Annotated in this window: 15 protein-coding genes; 14 read left to right on the plus strand and 1 reads right to left on the minus strand. The window is 46.3% G+C overall.

The window, feature by feature from the left end; genetic code table 11:
- The 9 genes from lepB to RH45_RS23850 form a co-directional block, all read left to right on the plus strand.
- Window positions 1-813 (plus strand): signal peptidase I (gene lepB / locus RH45_RS21650; protein ID WP_008081495.1); only part of this gene is annotated, 813 nt, incomplete at its 5' end.
- Between the two features lie 83 nt (window positions 814-896).
- Entirely contained in the window at window positions 897-1,574 is a 678-nt protein-coding gene (gene rnc / locus RH45_RS21655; RefSeq protein WP_008081497.1) for a ribonuclease III, read from the plus strand.
- Window positions 1,567-2,544 carry a GTPase Era gene (era, locus tag RH45_RS21660; protein WP_008081500.1) on the plus strand — a complete coding sequence of 326 codons (978 nt, stop codon included), beginning with the start codon at window positions 1,567-1,569 and terminating at the stop codon, window positions 2,542-2,544. The genes rnc and era overlap by 8 nt, the downstream gene beginning before the upstream one ends.
- Before the next feature lie 94 nt (window positions 2,545-2,638).
- Window positions 2,639-3,361 (plus strand): DNA repair protein RecO, encoded by a 723-nt coding sequence (gene recO, locus RH45_RS21665; RefSeq protein ID WP_008081501.1) that lies wholly within the window; start codon window positions 2,639-2,641, stop codon window positions 3,359-3,361.
- Window positions 3,358-4,089 (plus strand): pyridoxine 5'-phosphate synthase, encoded by a 732-nt coding sequence (pdxJ, locus tag RH45_RS21670; protein WP_008081502.1) that lies wholly within the window; start codon window positions 3,358-3,360, stop codon window positions 4,087-4,089. The genes recO and pdxJ overlap by 4 nt, the downstream gene beginning before the upstream one ends.
- Before the next feature lie 4 nt (window positions 4,090-4,093).
- A complete protein-coding gene (gene acpS / locus RH45_RS21675) occupies window positions 4,094-4,474 on the plus strand; it encodes a holo-ACP synthase (protein WP_008081503.1) in 381 nt (126 codons plus the stop codon).
- A 146-nt stretch (window positions 4,475-4,620) separates the two neighbouring features.
- Window positions 4,621-5,910 (plus strand): hypothetical protein, encoded by a 1,290-nt coding sequence (locus RH45_RS21680; RefSeq protein WP_008081504.1) that lies wholly within the window; start codon window positions 4,621-4,623, stop codon window positions 5,908-5,910.
- A gap of 9 nt (window positions 5,911-5,919) precedes the next feature.
- Window positions 5,920-6,330 (plus strand): hypothetical protein, encoded by a 411-nt coding sequence (locus RH45_RS21685; protein WP_008081505.1) that lies wholly within the window; start codon window positions 5,920-5,922, stop codon window positions 6,328-6,330.
- On the plus strand, window positions 6,323-7,576 hold the full coding sequence (locus RH45_RS23850; RefSeq protein WP_008081506.1) for a GGDEF domain-containing protein: 1,254 nt from the start codon (window positions 6,323-6,325) through the stop codon (window positions 7,574-7,576). Before RH45_RS21685 ends, RH45_RS23850 begins: the two co-directional genes overlap by 8 nt.
- 10 nt (window positions 7,577-7,586) lie before the next feature.
- Here the strand turns inward: RH45_RS23850 and barA are convergent, their stop codons facing one another.
- Window positions 7,587-10,376, minus strand: coding sequence for a two-component sensor histidine kinase BarA (gene barA, locus RH45_RS21695; RefSeq protein WP_008081507.1), 2,790 nt, complete (start codon window positions 10,374-10,376; stop codon window positions 7,587-7,589).
- A 188-nt stretch (window positions 10,377-10,564) separates the two neighbouring features.
- On the opposite strand from barA, the gene rlmD reads away from it, so the two are divergent.
- The 5 genes from rlmD to eno all read left to right on the plus strand — a co-directional run.
- Complete coding sequence (gene rlmD / locus RH45_RS21700) at window positions 10,565-11,884, plus strand: 23S rRNA (uracil(1939)-C(5))-methyltransferase RlmD (RefSeq protein WP_008081510.1); 1,320 nt, start codon at window positions 10,565-10,567, stop codon at window positions 11,882-11,884.
- 72 nt (window positions 11,885-11,956) lie between these two features.
- Entirely contained in the window at window positions 11,957-14,176 is a 2,220-nt protein-coding gene (relA, locus tag RH45_RS21705; protein ID WP_008081512.1) for a GTP diphosphokinase, read from the plus strand.
- Window positions 14,177-14,507: 331 nt separating this feature from the next.
- On the plus strand, window positions 14,508-15,320 hold the full coding sequence (mazG, locus tag RH45_RS21710) for a nucleoside triphosphate pyrophosphohydrolase (protein WP_008081513.1): 813 nt from the start codon (window positions 14,508-14,510) through the stop codon (window positions 15,318-15,320).
- A 146-nt stretch (window positions 15,321-15,466) separates the two neighbouring features.
- The gene (locus tag RH45_RS21715) at window positions 15,467-17,107 is read left to right on the plus strand and encodes a CTP synthase (RefSeq protein WP_008081515.1); all 1,641 of its coding nucleotides are present in this window, start codon (window positions 15,467-15,469) and stop codon (window positions 17,105-17,107) included.
- Between the two features lie 77 nt (window positions 17,108-17,184).
- A partial coding sequence (gene eno / locus RH45_RS21720) for a phosphopyruvate hydratase (RefSeq protein ID WP_008081517.1) occupies window positions 17,185-18,404 on the plus strand: 1,220 nt, incomplete at its 3' end.

Genomic DNA, 18,404 nt, shown 5'->3' on the forward strand with positions numbered 1-18,404 from the left:
AAAAAGCGCCAAGCGAAAGTGGCAGAGATTGAAGCTCAAACTAATGGTTTAGATGCCGCTGTTGTTGAAAAGGTAAAGACCCAGCCTTGGTGGATTGAAAATAGTGTCTCTATTTTTCCGGTTATTGCTGCTGTCCTCGTCCTACGTTCATTTATCTACGAACCGTTTCAGATTCCATCTGGTTCGATGATGCCGACATTGTTGGTTGGCGATTTCATCCTAGTGGAGAAATACGCATACGGTCTAAAAGATCCTGTATGGCGCACTCAACTGGTTGAAACAGGTAAGCCTGAACGCGGTGACACCGTGGTATTCAAATATCCACCTCAGCCTAACATTGACTACATAAAACGTGTTGTTGGTCTACCTGGTGATACAGTGCGTTACAACAGCAAGAAAGAAGTGTGTGTTCAATCTGCCGGTGAAAGTGTTTGCCAGCCTGTTAAGCTGTCAAATGTGGTAGAAAGCCCATTTATCCAAGATGGCATTCCACTGATTCAGTTGGATGAACAATTGGGTGAAGTCGGGCATCAAATTTTGGTCAACCCACTTCGTCGCGATCGTGTAGAAGCGTATCAACCACGTAATGGTGTTAATGAGTGGGTTGTTCCTGAAGGTCACTACTTTGTTATGGGCGATAACCGTGACAATAGTGCCGATAGTCGCTACTGGGGCTTTGTTCCAGAAGCCAACTTAGTGGGTAAAGCGGTAGCTATCTGGATCAGTTTCGAGTTCGAACGTGGTGCAGACAGCGTATTACCTTCTTGGATTCCTACTGGTGTGCGTTTTAACCGCATTGGTGGTATTCACTAACTTCTCGTGTAGTTTGGAGTGGTGACCGAATAAAAGTTGCAACTCCAGCTACTGAGAGAATTAAAACAAATTAATGAGAGAGCATGAATTCTCCTATTGCCAAACTAGAAAAGAAGCTCGGCTATCAGTTCAATGATGCTGAGCTTATCGGTTTAGCGCTGACTCATCGTAGCGCTAATGGAAAACATAACGAGCGTCTTGAGTTTCTGGGCGATTCAATTTTAAGTTTTGTCATTGCTGATGATCTTTATCACCGTTTCCCTAAAGTCAACGAAGGGGATATGAGCCGCATGCGAGCCACGTTAGTGCGTGGTAACACATTGGCGGAGCTAGGTCGCGAGTTTGAACTCGGAGATCACTTAAAATTAGGTCCAGGCGAACTGAAAAGCGGTGGTTTCCGTCGCGATTCAATCCTCGCCGACGCGGTAGAAGCGATCATCGGTGCGATTTATTTAGATAGTGATATCGAAGAAGTTCGCCGCATTATTCTGAGCTGGTACAAGACTCGCCTTGATGCCATTAAGCCAGGCGTATCGCAAAAAGACCCTAAAACTCGTCTGCAAGAGTTTTTACAAGGCCGAAGAAAACCGCTACCAGCTTACACAGTGACTAATATTAAAGGTGAAGCACACAACCAAGAATTTACGGTTTCGTGTGAAGTGGCAGGTATTGGACAACCTGTTATTGGTAAAGGCACCAGCCGCCGCAAGGCAGAACAAGCGGCTGCTGAACTAGCATTAGAGCAATTGACCAATGACTGATTCAACGGATAACAACGAATTTGATATTGATGCGTTTTTCTCATCAGGCAGCGAGCAGGCTACCTCACCAGAAAATCAGCATTGTGGTTTTGTCGCGATTGTTGGCCGCCCAAACGTCGGTAAGTCAACACTTCTTAACCGAATTCTAGGTCAAAAGATCTCGATAACTTCGCGTAAGCCTCAGACAACTCGTCACCGTATCATGGGTGTTGATACTGAAGGCGACTATCAAGCGATTTATGTCGACACTCCGGGTCTTCACATCGAAGAGAAGCGTGCGATTAACCGATTGATGAACCGAGCAGCAAACTCGTCACTGAGTGATGTGAACTTAGTGTTCTTCTTGGTAGATGGTACTCACTGGACCAATGACGACGAAATGGTTCTGACTAAACTCCAAAAGTCTAACTTCCCAGTCGTGTTGTGTGTGAATAAGGTTGATAATGTTCAAGATCGCAATGACGTCATGCTGCACATGATGGAAATGTCGAAGAAAATGGACTTTGTTGATGTTGTGCCAATTTCAGCCAAGCATGGTAAGAATATTGATGTACTGCGCAAACATGTACGTGATCACTTACCAAAAGCAACGCACCATTTTCCTGAAGAGTATGTAACTGACCGCTCTCAACGCTTTATGGCGTCTGAAATTGTGCGTGAGAAGTTAATGCGTTTCACTGGTGAAGAGCTGCCTTACTCGGTAACGGTAGAGATTGAGCGATTTGATTACAATCCAGAGACCGATGGCTTCCACATTAATGCCTTAATTTTGGTCGAGCGTAATGGTCAAAAGAAAATGGTGATCGGCAAAGGCGGCGAGAAAATTAAGACCATAGGTCGTGAAGCGCGCCTAGATATGGAAGAACTGTTTGGTCGCAAGGTTTACCTAGAAACTTGGGTTAAGGTGAAGTCAGGTTGGGCTGATGATGAGCGTGCATTACGTTCGCTAGGCTACATCGACGACCTATAAGCATGGCGAGGCTGACTGGCTTCGCTTCGAATAAAGAAGAAATAAGGAGCCTTTGGGCTCCTTATTTATTATGTAACATTGGTTTGGCACTCTTATGTCCTCTGAAGGCTTACAGCGCTGTTTTGTTTTGCATCGGCGCCCTTACAGTGAATCAAGTTTGATCCTTGACGTATTTAGCGAGGAGTTTGGTCGTGTCACTTTAATGTCAAAAGGGGCCCGCAGTAAGCGCTCCAATTTAAAAGGGGCTTTGCAGCCTTTTACCCCTTTATTGCTCAAATGGTCTGGCAATGGCTCGATGAAAACTCTGCGTCAAGCTGAGCCAATCAGTCTGGGCCTACCTCTTTTTGGTATTAACCTGTATTCAGCAATGTATGTTAATGAGCTCGTCGGTCGGGTGTTGATGGCCGAAGTCCCAATGCCAGCGCTATTTCATGACTACTTGCACGCTTTGACAGAACTCGCTCAGAGTGACAATCCTGAGCCCGCTCTGCGCCGTTTTGAACTCGCGTTGCTTTCAGCCATGGGGTATGGGGTTGATTTTATGCATTGTGCCGGGACGGGGGAGCCAGTGGATCCCGGTATGACGTATCGCTATCGAGAGCAAAAGGGGTTCATCGCTTCAGTAAGGCGGGATAACTTAACTTTTTATGGCAGTGAACTGATTGCGATCAGTGAACGTAGATTTACCACAAAAGAGCAACTTAAAGCGGCAAAACGCTTTACACGTATAGCCTTAAAGCCGTATCTTGGCGGCAAACCATTAAAAAGCAGGGAACTCTTTCTCACTATGGTTCCCAAACGGAGTATTGGAAAATGAGCTCAATTTACCTAGGTGTAAACATCGACCATATTGCGACCCTAAGAAACGCACGTGGTACAAAATACCCAGATCCTGTTCATGCTGCTGAAGTCGCTGAACGTGCAGGTGCGGATGGCATTACTATTCACCTACGTGAAGACCGTCGTCATATCGTCGACCGAGACGTTCGTATTCTACGTGAAACACTACAAACACGTATGAACTTGGAAATGGCTGTAACCGACGAAATGGTTGAAATTGCACTTAAGACTAAGCCTGAATATGTGTGCTTGGTGCCTGAAAAGCGCGAAGAATTGACAACTGAAGGTGGCTTGGATGTGGTAGGCCAGTTAGAAAAAGTCAAAGCGGCAACCACTAAGTTAACGGATGCGGGGATTAAAGTGTCTCTGTTTATTGATGCTGATCGCGAACAAATTGATGCGGCAAAAGCTTGTGGCGCACCATTTATCGAGCTTCACACAGGTCACTACGCCGATGCAGTAGCTGAAGATGATCAACAAGATGAGCTGAAGAAAATCGCTGCTGGTGCAAGTTATGCTGCGGATCTTGGCATTACAGTTAATGCGGGTCACGGTTTGACTTACCACAACGTCGCACCGATTGCCGCCATCCCTGAAATCTACGAATTGAACATCGGTCACTCCATCATTGGCCGTGCAGTCTTCGATGGCTTACATAAAGCGGTCGCAGATATGAAAGCGCTGATGGTTGAGGCGCGCAAGTAAGCTTATGGCGATTGTCGGTTTAGGTACGGACATTGCTGAGATTGAGCGAGTAGAAAAAGCGCTCGCTCGATCAGGTGAACCATTTGCTCGGCGGATTCTGACCGAAGCAGAGCTTGAGCGTTTTCATACTCTAAAGCAAAAAGGGCGTTATTTAGCGAAACGCTTTGCGGCTAAAGAAGCGGCTTCTAAAGCGCTTGGTACAGGTATTGCGCTCGGTGTGACTTTTCATGATTTTTCTATCACTAATGATGAAAATGGTGCACCAAAGCTGACTTTAGCAAATAAGGCTCAGCAAATCGCTGTATCTAAAGGGGTGACAAGCATCCACCTTTCTATATCTGATGAGCGTCATTACGCCGTTGCGACTGTAATCCTAGAACAATAAGCGGCCTAAGGTCGCTTTTTTGTTTAACCTCTTCATACTTTAGCAATCCCTGTATAACACTTTCGTTGGTTATTGGTATACTTATAAATAACAACAAGAATTATAAATTTGTAAGTTGTAGCGTCTAGACGTAAGGACAGTGGTCTATGCCTAACCAAATAAAGGTTCTGCTGAGTCGTAGCACGTTAGTATTAGCGGGCTTGATGTTCAGCCAGCAAGTCAACGCAGTGGATTTCTCAATCTCCGGATTTGGCACTTTAGGTTATACCTATGAAAACCAAGAAGACCTTGGCTACAGACGTGACATTACCAATGTTGCCGATGTAGACCAAAACGGCACCTTTTTGAATGACTCTAACCTTGGGGTTCAGTTAGATGCGACACTGAATCGTCAGTGGTCGGTCACTGGGCAGCTATTGCTTGAAGATCGTGTCTCATATGATCTTAACTCTCTCACTGAACTCGCATTTCTCCGTTATTCCCCCAGTGCTCATTGGGACTTTCGAATTGGACGCATTGGTGTGAGTGCTTATGCCGCCGCTGACAGTCGCCATATTGATTACGCTCATCTGTGGGTTCGTCCACCTCAAGAGTTGTATGGCGGGATCGTATTTAATTCTCTCGACGGAATTGGAGCCACATACTATTCCAATAACCCAAGCTTTAACTGGAAAGCGACCTTTGAGTTTGGTAGCAATCGGGAAAAAGGTCAGGTGCCTGGAACCGATGATGAGTATCAAACAGAACTCGACAATGTGTTCAGCGCTTCGCTGGAATTGGCTCAAGAGGAATGGCGCTGGCAGCTCTCGTATGCCTACATTGGATCACTGAGAGTGAGCCACGAAGATCAAATAGAGCGTCTGCAACAAGGGGTGAAAGCATTAGCGAATAATGGCACAGTTGCGACCTTCTTTCCCAGCGTAAGCCAAGAAGCGGGCACCGCGTATGAGGCTCTTAGCGTAGACGATGATCAGATCAACTACTTACAAGCGGCTGCTCTCTATTTTGATGGTGAGTGGACATTACAGAGCGAGCTATTCCATATTCATGGGAAAAAGAAGTCGATACCACAAGGGTACGGTGGTTACGCTTTGCTTGGGCATACCTTTTCTTCACTGACTCCGTACGTGATGTATGGTCGTTTTAAGCCAACTCATTCCGAATTTGAGTTACAGCAAGATTGGGCAGCAGCGGGCGCAGAGGCGGCATTGTTGCAGCAAGGGACGCTTGCGGGTATTAACGCAGTTCGAATCGACCAGTCGACCTGGTCGCTTGGGCTTCGTTGGGATGTCTCCCCATACGTTGCGTTAAAAGCTCAGATGGACCATGTTCAGATCAATCCATACGGCTACGGTTTGTGGGCATCGGACGTAGAGCGTATTGATGAGTCCCGTAACGTGCAAGTGTTTACTCTCAATCTGAACTTTATCTTCTAGGAGGCTGACATGAAGTATTTAAGCCTCTGTTTATTGTTTATGAGTAGCCAAGCGTGTGCGGGTTTTTACATCGTGGTTAATGTGAATAATGCGATGAATGCTATTTCGGTTGAGGATGTAGCGGACGTGTACCTTGGACGGAAAAAGGTGTTAGGTTCAGTGTACATCGATCAGGTTTTGGATCGTACCGGAGAGCCTCGGCGTCGCTTCTTTTTAACGGTAACCAACATGCGAGAGAGTCAAGTTAACGCATACTGGGCTAAGCTTAAGTTTTCTGGACGAATGAGAGCTCCTGAGATGGTCGAAGCTGAAAGGGAACTTCTCAACATCATCGCTAACAATCCACAGGCAATAGGGTATATGACGGAACCGCCTCCTGAAGGGGCTGGCGTTCGAGTGGCATTATATATAGATGAATAAACCTAAGTTAAACTCACTGAGTAGTCGGCTGCTTAAGATCGTCACCATACTGGCTTTGTCCTACTTGGTGATCATGTCAGCGATCATGATTCCGTGGGGGTTTCTTAATGCGGATCAAGACCATAAAGAGCTAGAGCAAAAGCTGGTGTTGTCACTGTCAAGCTCTGCCGCTATCGCTTTGTATGTGAATAACGCCGAGATCGCCAATGAGGTTATCTCTGCCTTGCTGCTGCATGAAGAGATCGATGCGGTGCGACTAGAGAGTGACGATGGGGTCTCTTTTGCCTCTAATCATCTGGTGATTGCTGAACCGGATCTTTGGGTTCACGCAAACCAATATCGCATTTACTCTCCCACTGACGGCAAGCCCATCGGCACTTTGTACGTTCACAATGACCATGCAGCATTGCAGCAAACCGCTATGGGGCAAGTATTACAGCAAGTGCTGTTTATTTTGATTCAGTTTCTGTTGACTGTCGTTGCCCTTGTGTTGATCTTTAAACGTATTGTTGGCCAACCTTTAACGGCGTTGTCTAACGACCTCAATACCATGAACCCCGAAAAACCGAAAAAGATCCATGTTGATAGCCGTAATCAAAACAATGAGTTGGGCGTTGTGGTGCACAGTGTGAATACCTTCATTGATAATTCGCGCCAAGCTATCGAGCGTGAACGAGAGCTGCGTTCGCAAATTGAGCATTGGGAGCATTACTATCGCAATATGGCTGAGCAAGATGCGTTGACCGGGGTAAAGAACCGTATGGGCTGTGAAAAATACATTGAGCATGCCGCTCGCAGCAGCCAATACATCGCCTTATTGCTGGTTGATTTAGACGGTTTTAAAGCGGTTAATGACAGTTATGGTCATGCAGCAGGCGACTTGATTCTGACCGTTATCGCTAGCCGTTTTGCTGAACTGCAATCTAAAAGTAATGTGCCGGGCGTCGTTGGCAGAATAGGTGGCGATGAATTTGTTATCTATCTGGTTTTACAAAACAACGACCATGAGTTGCTGAGTAAAGTGGCGCAAGATGCGATTGAGTTAGCCAATCTCCCTGCCGAATACAATGGTCAGCAAATCAAAGTTGGCTGCAGCATAGGTATCGCCGTTCAATCAAGTCACGGCTTATCGCTAGAAAAATTGCTACATCGGGCGGATCAAGCCATGTACAGCGTCAAGCAGACGGGCAAAAATGGTCATCAATTCTATCGAGGCGAAGAGAAGGCTCACGCAAACAGAGCGTGAGCCAATCATACTAGGGAGCTAAATACGGTTTCGCACTCGCAACCACTTTTTCCATCTCATCCTGCAACTCGAACAGTTCGGGTTCAATATCTTCGATTTCGGTTCCAGAGCGCAATTCCTTTTCAATGGTGGCACAGACCGCTTTGAGTCTAGGTACGCCACAATAGGAGCTGCTACCATGAAGTTTATGAACGTGGTGGATCAGTTGGTCTACATCAAAATGATCGTCTTCCAATGCGCCGTCAACAATAGCGGCAACTTCAGGAATGTAGTCGATCAACATCTGTAGCATATCTCGGGCTAAGTCTTCTTTATTCGCTGATTGTTTCAAAGCGGCTTGCCAATCAATGATCATGGTCGAGTGCTCGACAGCGTTAGCAGGCTCAGTTTCGATTGGCTCCGGCTGTGTTGTTATGTCGAGCTTTTCCAATTGAGTTTCGTTGGTTTGCGGACTCCAATGCATCAGTACTTGCTGCAGTACATGCTCTTCTATTGGTTTGGTGAGGTAATCATCCATACCCGCATTGAGCAATCGGTCTCGTTCGCCACTCATGGCGTGCGCAGTGACGGCAATAACTGGAGTTGATGCGTTTAGCTCAGTCTGCTTAATCTTTTCACAGGCAGTTACCCCGTCCATTTGTGGCATTTGAATGTCCATCAAGATCATGTCGAACTTATGCATTTCTGCTTGCTTGACTGCATCAACACCGTTGGTGCAAGTGATCACTTGTTCGACACGTTCTTGTAATAGAGCACTGATCAGTTTCAAGTTGGCAGGGTTGTCGTCAACGGCCATGACAGTTAAAGGTAGTGTCTCGCTTTGATGAGGGACGATAACTTCTGGCAGTTGAGGCAAACTCTCTTGGTTTGCGGACAAGGTCTGAAGGAGACGCTTACGTGATAAAGGTTTAGTAATACAGTGTACAGGGTAAGACTGAATCAAATGATCCGACAGGGCTAAGGTCGTACTTGGAACACCAACCACCACGTGAGATGCGCAGCGTAACGCGTGTTCGACCTGTTGTTCAACGACAGAGGTTTCATGGTCGCGATTTGGTGCTAGGTTCAACAGCACGTAATCAAAGGACTCGGCATCGTCCGGTAACGAAGAGCGGTAAGTAACCATCAAGCCGGCTTGAACCAGCAATTGCTGAGTAACTGAAGCGGCTTGCATGTTTGGTTCAACCAGCAGAAGTGAACGTTGTTTGAGGCTTTCGGTATCAACGAGCTCAGTCACTGGCATGTCAGTCGAGTTGAGACGTAAGGTAAACCAGAAGGTTGATCCTTGGTGCAAGCGGCTGGTTAAGCTGATTTCACCGCCCATCTGACTGACCAGTTTCTGGGTAATAACCAGACCTAAACCAGTCCCGCCATAACGACGTGAAATGCTGGCATCTGCTTGGCTAAATGCTTGGAACAGCTGAGCTTGCTGACGTTCAGAAATACCAATGCCGGTATCGCGAACCATAAACTGCAGTTCGACCACGTCGTCTTTCTGAGAGCGCATTTCGACACTGATATCGATGTTGCCGCGCTCGGTAAACTTAATTGAGTTGCCGACAAGGTTAGTCAGAACTTGTTGAATACGTAGCGAGTCACCGACAAGGCCAGCAGGGATCTTAGGATCGATCTTCAAGGTTAACTCAAGACCTTTCTCATGCGCGCTGGTGGCTTGTAGGCTGACCACTTCTTCCAGTGACTCTTGGAAGTCGAAAGGAATGTTTTCTAATGCCAGTTTTCCTGCTTCAAGTTTCGAGAAATCGAGAATGTCATTGATAATATTGAGTAGATTCTTCGCCGACTTTTCAATGGTTTGCAGGTAATCAGTTTGGCTATTGGTTAAGGTGGTTTTGAGCATCTGACGAGTAAACCCAATCACACCATTAAGGGGAGTACGTAACTCGTGAGACATATTGGCTAAAAACTCAGACTTCACGCGTGCCGCTTCTTGAGCTCGCTTCTTCGCGATATCCAATTCCACGTTTTGAATTTCGAGCTGCTCCAACGTTTCACGCAAATCCGAGGTCGCTTGGTCGATGCTGTGCTGCATTTCAACATGATACTCAGACAGAGACACCGCCATCGCGTTGATACCATTTTTGAGAGAGTCCAGCTCGCCATGCATTTTGCCCTCAATCCGCACATCAAGGTGGCCACGACGAATTCGGTCTACCATATTTTTCATGTGTGAAATTGGGCGGGTAACGTCGTACATCAAGCGATAGGCAAATACCGCTGATAGGCCTAAACCAATAAGTAGGACTAAGAAAGCGGAGAAGACTTCTTGGTACTGTTGTAGACGTAGAGATGATAGGTCGAGCTCGACTGCAACGTAGCCAAGTGCTGGGTTACTTTCTTGACCGCGAGTCGTCGCCAGTAGACCTGACTCTGCGATGACAGGTGCACGCATGATCAGAGTATTATCCTGAAGCACAGAGTTATTCAACAATGGAATCGGTTGATCCTTGGGGTAAGTCAAGGACTCAAAATTTGGGTGAAAGTTGGAGGTAACAAACAACTCGTGCTTGTAGTCGAACACCGCGATACTCCGAACGAACTTGGAGTTCTTTCGGTGGGCATAACTAATAATACGACGAACGGCTTCGCGGCTATTGTTCTTTAGCCCTTCTTCACTGGCAATCGCCAGAGGTTCAATGATGTTCAAGCCAGAATTGTATACTTGAACTTCTAAGTCGTGATAACGGTTAAAAGAGAAAAAAGCGCTCAGAAGTAACCCGATAATTAAAGTCGGCGCTAAAGTTAAGGTAATTACGCGGGCACGTAAGCCATATCTTGTCATTATTGTCTAAACATCGTGGTGTGGATATGGGAAAATAACTTCCAAAAGAGCAGAAGCCGTCGAAATACTAAGCATAATCAACTCAGTCGGCTCAGACAATGATTCAAGCGTAAAAGCTTGGGACATACATCCAGATAATTAGCAATTCGAGCAATAGGTCAAAAGACCGCAAAGTATAGGCACAGAGCATGGCGCGTTTTTTCCAACCGAAGAAGAAAACTCAACTCAATACTAAGCACCAATCGGTACAGATCGAGAAACTCGAACATCATGGTGCGGGGATGGCTTACCAGAATAAAAAGCCAGTATTCGTTGAAGGAGCGCTGCCTGGTGAGCAAGTGCTGATTCAACTGACAGAAAGTAAGAGTAAATTTTCTCGAGCCAAGTTGATCAAGATTCAGACGGCCAGTGAACAAAGAGTCGAGCCATTCTGTGCGCACTATGCGCAATGCGGTGGCTGTAATATGCAGCACTTAAATGTTGCCCAGCAGCGCGAGCATAAGCAGCAAACCCTTCGTCAATTGGTGCGCAAGTTTGCTGGGCACAATGCTGATTTGGATGCGCCGATCATCGGATCAGATAAAGGGTATCGTCGCCGGGCAAGAATCAGTGTGATGCTCGACAAAAAAAGCCGTCAGTTGAAATTTGGTTTTCGTAAAAAACAGAGCAAAGACATCGTCGATGTGACGGACTGCCCTGTCCTCGACCAGAGCTTGAACCAGCTTTTACCGGGCCTAAAAAAACTACTGGATGGATTTGCTAACCCTGAGTCTTTAGGCCATGTTGAGTTGGTCAAAGGGGACAACAATCGAGTGATTGTATTACGTCATTTGAAAGCGCTGGCGGAAAAAGACCAATCCGCGTTGGAGGCGTTTGCCACTGAGCATCAGGCCTGCTTGTATCTCATGCCGGAAAGTGACCGTTTAGAACGTATTGTCGGTGAGCAAGCGTATTATCTAGAAGCGGGTGTGACCATTCCATTTGAACCGAATAACTTCATTCAAGTGAACCAGCAGGTCAACCAGTCGATGGTAGAACAAGCGCTGGATTGGCTCGCGCTGGATAAACAAGACCGAGTTCTGGATCTGTTCTGTGGATTGGGCAACTTTAGTTTGCCTATGGCGAAGCGCGTCAAGCGCGTAGTGGGTGTTGAAGGCGTCGATGCGATGGTCGAGAAAGCCCGAACCAATGCAGAATTAAATCACCTAGGTAATGCGCACTTTTTCCAAGCGAATTTGGAACAAGAGATGTCTGGTCAGCCCTGGGCGAGTGAAAAGTTTGATAAAATACTGCTTGATCCGGCCCGAGCGGGGGCAAGCGGTATTGTAGAGCAGCTTTCTGAGCTAGGTGCGACCAGGGTCGTTTATGTTTCCTGTAATCCTGCTACTCTTGCTCGAGACTCGCAAAGCTTGCTTAATCAGGGATTTCATTTGAAGAAGTTAGGTATGTTGGACATGTTCCCTCATACCAGCCATTTAGAATCAATGGCGCTTTTTGTGAAGGATTAAACTTATTCCAATAAAGGTGAGTCTTACACTGGGATAAGTCAAAGAGAACAATAAAGAACTAGGACGAATAAGATGGTTGCGGTAAGAAGCGCACATTTGAATCAAGACGAACAGTTTGAGCTAGATAAGTGGATTGCTAGCTTAGGGCAAGATGCCAACGTGGCTAAGCGCCTTAAAGAGGTGTACCACCAATGCGAATCGACGCTGCAGGGTAATGAGGATGGTCCTCTGCTACTGTGGCGTGGTCGCGAGATGATTGAAATCTTAATTACCCTATCAATGGACAAAGCAACCTTAGTTGCAGCGCTCCTTTTTCCACTGGTGTCCAGTGGTGCCTATGCGCGCGAAGCGTTTGAAGAAGATTTTGGCAAAGAAACCATTAAGTTGATTGATGGTGTTGAAGAGATGGCGGCGTTAGGCCAACTCAATATCACGATGGAAGGCAGCGCGGCTTCCGCCCAAGTCGATAATGTCCGTCGTATGCTATTGGCGATGGTGGATGATTTTCGCTGTGTGATCATTAAGCTCGCAGAACGTATCGCTAATCTGGTGGAAGTAAAAAAAGCACCGGAAGAGATTCGCTGCGCCGCGGCGAAAGAGTGTGCCAACATCTATGCGCCACTTGCTAATCGACTGGGTATTGGTCAGCTAAAATGGGAGATGGAAGATTACGCTTTCCGTTACCAGCAGCCTGATACGTATAAACAGATTGCTAAGCAACTCTCTGAACGTCGCATTGTCCGCGAACAGTACATTAAAGACTTTGTTGACGATTTATCTCAAGAGATGGTCGATTCCGGTATCAACGCCGAAGTCAGTGGCCGCCCGAAACACATCTACAGCATTTGGCGCAAAATGCAGAAGAAAGGCTTGGCATTTGATGAGCTTTTTGATGTACGCGCTGTGCGTATTATCGCGGATAAGTTGCAAGACTGTTATGCCGCTTTAGGTATGGTGCACACCAAGTACAAACACCTGCCAAGTGAGTTTGATGATTATGTTGCCAACCCTAAACCAAATGGCTATCAATCAATTCACACCGTCATCCTTGGTCCAGAAGGCAAAACCATAGAAATTCAGATTCGCACCAAAGAGATGCACGAAGACTCTGAGCTGGGTGTGGCTGCGCACTGGAAATACAAAGAAGGTGGCGGTGGCCGCAGTGGTTACGACGAGAAAATTACTTGGCTACGTAAGCTGCTTGATTGGCAAGAAGAAATGTCAGATTCGGGTGAAATGCTCGATGAAGTACGCAGCCAAGTCTTCGATGACCGTGTTTACGCATTTACTCCACGTGGTGATGTTGTCGATTTACCTATGGGCGCGACACCACTCGATTTTGCTTACCATATCCATTCCATGGTTGGGCACCGTTGTATTGGGGCCAAAGTAGCGGGGCGTATCGTTCCATTCACGCACAAGCTTGCAATGGGTGACCAAGTCGAGATCATTACGGCTAAAGAGCCCAATCCATCACGTGATTGGTTGAACCCAACCACAGGCTTCGTTACCTCCAGCCGAGCTCGTGCCAAGATCAATGCTTGGTTCCGTGCGCAAAGTCGCGAGAAGAATCTGGAGGCGGGACGAGAAATTCTAGAACAAGAGTTAACCAAGATAGGTGCTACGTTAAAAGATGCTGAGCAATACGGGCTGAAGCGCTTCAATATGAATACCCCGGATGAGCTTTATGTCGGGGTTGGTAGCGGTGATTTGCGTATCAATCAGATCATTAACCACATCAACGCTTTGGTAAACAAGCCGACCGCGGAAGAGGAAGATAAGCAAGCGCTAGAAAAACTGCAAGAAGCAGAGAATAAAGCGCCTGCTCAAAGTCGTCCGAAAAAAGACGCCGTGGTAGTGGAAGGGGTCGATAACTTAATGACCCATCTCGCTCGCTGTTGTCAGCCTATTCCAGGTGATGAAATTGCAGGCTACATTACCCAAGGTCGTGGAATTTCAGTGCACCGAGCCGATTGTGAGCAGTTGGAAGAACTTCGTCATCATGCACCTGAACGTATTATCGATACTGTGTGGGGCAGTGGTTTCGTTGGCTCTTACATCCTGACAGTGCGGGTTGAAGCGATGGAGCGTAGTGGCTTATTAAAAGATATCACCACTTTGTTTGCGAACGAGAAAATTAAGGTGACCAGCATGAAGAACCGTGTCGATTATCGCAAGCAACTGTCGATCATGGATTTTGATTTGGAAGTGACTAATATTGAAATTCTTCAGCGCGTATCGAAGCGGGTAGAGCAGATTAAAGATGTTATGAGCGTGAAACGCCTTGGCTAAGTTTTACGTCGTATTTGGCTTTCTAACTGCGTTAACTTCACTATACTCCGGAATGCCGGCCCAGACTCATCTCATAGGTAAGCTATGTTCAGGAGTCTCGTAAGTTCGTTGTCTTGTTAGAAGAACCAACTACTTAGTAAAAACGGATGCTGTCATTCCCTACAGTGAGGGACGAACGTGATAGGGAATCTCTGAAAATAGAGAACTTCAACTCGCTCATGCTTCGCTCTCGAGGATGACAAAATAATTTATAGAGGTGAGTGGTTTTGGCTGCTCACCTTTTTATTTGAATGAAAGTTCTTTAGATAGAAGATTTAAAGGAAGAAGGAATATGAGTCACCCGATTGAACAGTTAGAACAGATCATGGCGCAGCTTCGTGACCCAGAAAGTGGTTGCCCTTGGGATCTAAAACAGAGCTTTGACACCATTGTGCCGCATACCATTGAAGAGACCTATGAAGTGGTTGATGCGATTCAAAACCGCGATTGGCCGAACCTAAAAGAGGAGCTGGGTGATTTACTGTTTCAGGTGATTTTTTATAGCCAATTGGCAAAAGAGCAGAATCTGTTCGAATTTTCTGAGGTAGTAGAAGCGGTCAATGAAAAGCTAACCCGTCGTCATCCGCATGTTTTCTCGGATACTGAATTTGAATCTGATGAGCAGATTAACGCTAACTGGGAAGCGGAAAAAGCAAAAGAAAAAGCCCAATTAGGCAAAACAGAGCAAAGTATTCTAGACTCAATACCAAATTCTCTACCTGCGCTTTCTCGTGCCACAAAAATGCAAAAGAAATGCGCTAAGTATGGCTTTGATTGGGACTCGCTTGGTCCGGTTGTTGGAAAGGTTCAAGAAGAGATTGAAGAGGTGATGGAAGAGGCACTGCAAGTTGCTCCTGACGAAGACAAAATTGAACTTGAGCTTGGCGACTTGTTGTTTGCGACGGTTAATTTATCGCGTCACTTAGGCAAAGACCCAGAGGTGGCGTTGAGTAAAGCGAACCTTAAATTTGCTAAACGTTTTAAAGGGGTGGAATCGATAGTCGCACAGCAAGGTAAACAACTGACAGATTACGATTTAGATCAGTTAGATGCATTTTGGGACAGAGTAAAAGCGCTAGAAGTCGATAAGGGCAGTGGCAACTAATCCGTTACTCGAATTTGATTTGAAGCAAAAAATAAAAAATTGCAGTGTGATAGATTTCACGTTGTGGCGGATAAGGGCTTCTGGTATATTTATATCCCGTCCAGAAGAAATCCATTTTCCCTCATTCAACCAATTTCAGGTTAAACATGACGACAAATTACATTTTTGTTACTGGCGGGGTTGTATCCTCTCTAGGTAAAGGTATTGCAGCAGCATCTCTTGCGGCTATTCTAGAAGCTCGTGGTCTTAAAGTGACTATGATGAAGCTTGACCCTTACATCAACGTTGATCCAGGCACGATGAGCCCAACTCAACACGGTGAGGTGTTCGTCACGGAAGATGGCGCTGAAACTGACCTTGACCTTGGTCACTATGAGCGATTCATTCGCACCAAGATGACTAAGCGTAACAACTTCACTGCAGGTCGTGTTTATGCTGACGTTCTTCGTAAAGAGCGTCGTGGTGACTACCTAGGTGCAACTATTCAGGTTATCCCACACATCACTAACGCTATCAAAGATCGTGTAATCGCAGGCTCAGAGGGTCACGATGTGGCTATCGTTGAAGTCGGTGGTACGGTTGGTGATATCGAATCTCTACCATTTATGGAAGCGATTCGTCAGCTAGCAGTAGAACTTGGCCGTGAGCGCGCAATGTTCATGCACCTTACCCTTGTTCCTTACCTAGCGGCGGCGGGCGAAGTGAAAACTAAGCCGACTCAGCACTCTGTAAAAGAGTTGCTATCTATCGGTATCCAACCAGATATTCTTGTTTGTCGCTCAGATCGTATGATCCCAGCGAACGAACGTAAGAAGATTGCGCTTTTCTGTAACGTACAAGAGAAAGCGGTAATCTCAATGAAGGACGTAGATTCGATCTACAAGATCCCTCAACTGGTTAAATCTCAAGGTTTAGACGACCTAGTATGTTCTCGATTTGGTATTACTGCTCCTGAAGCGGATCTGTCAGAATGGGAACAGGTAATCTACGAAGAAGCGAACCCAACGGCTGAAGTGACTATCGGTATGGTTGGTAAGTACATCGAACTACCGGATGCTTACAAATCAGTCAACGAAGCGCTTAAGCACGCAGGTCTTAAGAACCGTCTAAGCGTTAAGATTAAGTACGTTGATTCTCAAGACGTAGAAAGCAAAGGCGATGAAGCGCTAGCAGGTCTTGACGCAATCCTAGTTCCAGGTGGCTTCGGTGACCGTGGTGTGGAAGGCAAGATCATGGCGGCAAAATACGCTCGTGAGAACAAAGTACCTTACCTAGGTATTTGTCTAGGTATGCAAGTGGCACTGATCGAATATGCTCGTAATGTTGCGGGTATGGAAGGTGCACACTCAACAGAATTTAATAAAGACACTAAGTACCCAGTAGTTGGCCTAATTACTGAGTGGGTAGACGGCGAAGGTAAAGTTGAAGAGCGTACTGAGAAGTCTGACCTAGGCGGTACAATGCGTCTTGGCTCACAGCTATGTCACCTAGAAAAAGGCACAAAAGCTCGTGAACTATACGGTAATGCGACGATTCATGAACGTCACCGTCACCGTTATGAAGTGAACAACAATCTACGTCCTCAGATTGAAAAAGCAGGCCTAAAAGTATCGGGCTTATCTGCAGACAAGAAACTGGTTGAAGTGATTGAGAACCCAGCTCACCCATGGTTCGTAGCGGCTCAATTCCACCCAGAGTTCACTTCAACTCCTCGCGATGGTCACCCACTATTCGCAGGTTTCGTGAAAGCGGCTGGTGAATACCAACGCGGCGAATTAGAGAAGTAAAGGATACGGGCAGTAGCGTTAGTCGTGCTGCTGCCCTTAATTTTGACATTATATATTCAACGAGAAGGAAACATTCAATGTCTAAGATCGTTAAAGTTCTAGGTCGTGAAATCATCGATTCACGTGGTAACCCAACTGTAGAAGCTGAAGTACACCTAGAAGGCGGTTTCGTAGGTATGGCTGCTGCTCCATCTGGCGCATCAACTGGTTCACGTGAAGCTCTTGAGCTACGTGACGGCGACAAAGCTCGTTTCCTAGGTAAAGGTGTTCTTAAAGCTGTTGAAGCTGTAAACGGTGCAATCGCTGAAGCTCTAGTTGGTAAAGACGCTAAAGACCAAGCTGCAATCGACGCAGTAATGATCGAGCTAGACGGTACTGAAAACAAATCTAAGTTCGGTGCTAACGCAATCCTAGCTGTTTCTCTAGCGAACGCTAAAGCTGCTGCTGCGGCTAAAGGCATGCCTCTATACGAGCACATTGCAGAACTAAACGGTACTGCTGGTCAATTCTCTATGCCTCTACCTATGATGAACATCATCAACGGTGGTGAGCACGCAGACAACAACGTTGACATCCAAGAGTTCATGATCCAACCAGTTGGTGCTAAGACTCTTAAAGAAGGTCTACGTATCGGTGCTGAAGTATTCCACAACCTAGCTAAAGTTCTTAAGTCTAAAGGCTACAGCACTGCAGTTGGTGACGAAGGTGGTTTCGCTCCTAACCTTAAGTCTAACGCTGAAGCTCTAGAAGTTATCGCAGAAGCTGTTGCTGCTGCAGGTTACGAACTAGGTAAAGACGTAACTCTAGCTATGGACTGTGCTGCATCTGAGTTCTTCGACAAAGAAGCTGGCATCTACAACATGAAAGGCGAAGGTAAAACGTTCTCTTCTGAAGAGTTCAACCACTACCTAGCTGAGCTAGCTAACCAATTCCCAATCGTTTCTATCGAAGACGGTCTAGACGAGTCTGATTGGGCTGGCTTCAAGCACCAAACTGAACTACTAGGTGACAAGCTTCAACTAGTAGGTGACGATCTATTCGTTACTAACACTAAGATCCTTGCTGAAGGTATCGAGAAAGGCGTAGCTAACTCTATCCTTATCAAGTTCAACCAAATCGGTTCTCTAACTGAGACTCTAGCTGCAATCAAGATGGCTAAAGACGCAGGTTACACAGCTGTAATCTCTCACCGTTCTGGCGAAACTGAAGATGCAACTATCGCTGACCTAGCGGTAGGTACAGCTGCAGGTCAAATCAAGACTGGTTCTATGAGCCGTTCTGACCGTGTTGCTAAGTA

Source organism: Vibrio sinaloensis DSM 21326 (genome assembly GCF_000189275.1).
Classification (GTDB): domain Bacteria; phylum Pseudomonadota; class Gammaproteobacteria; order Enterobacterales; family Vibrionaceae; genus Vibrio; species Vibrio sinaloensis.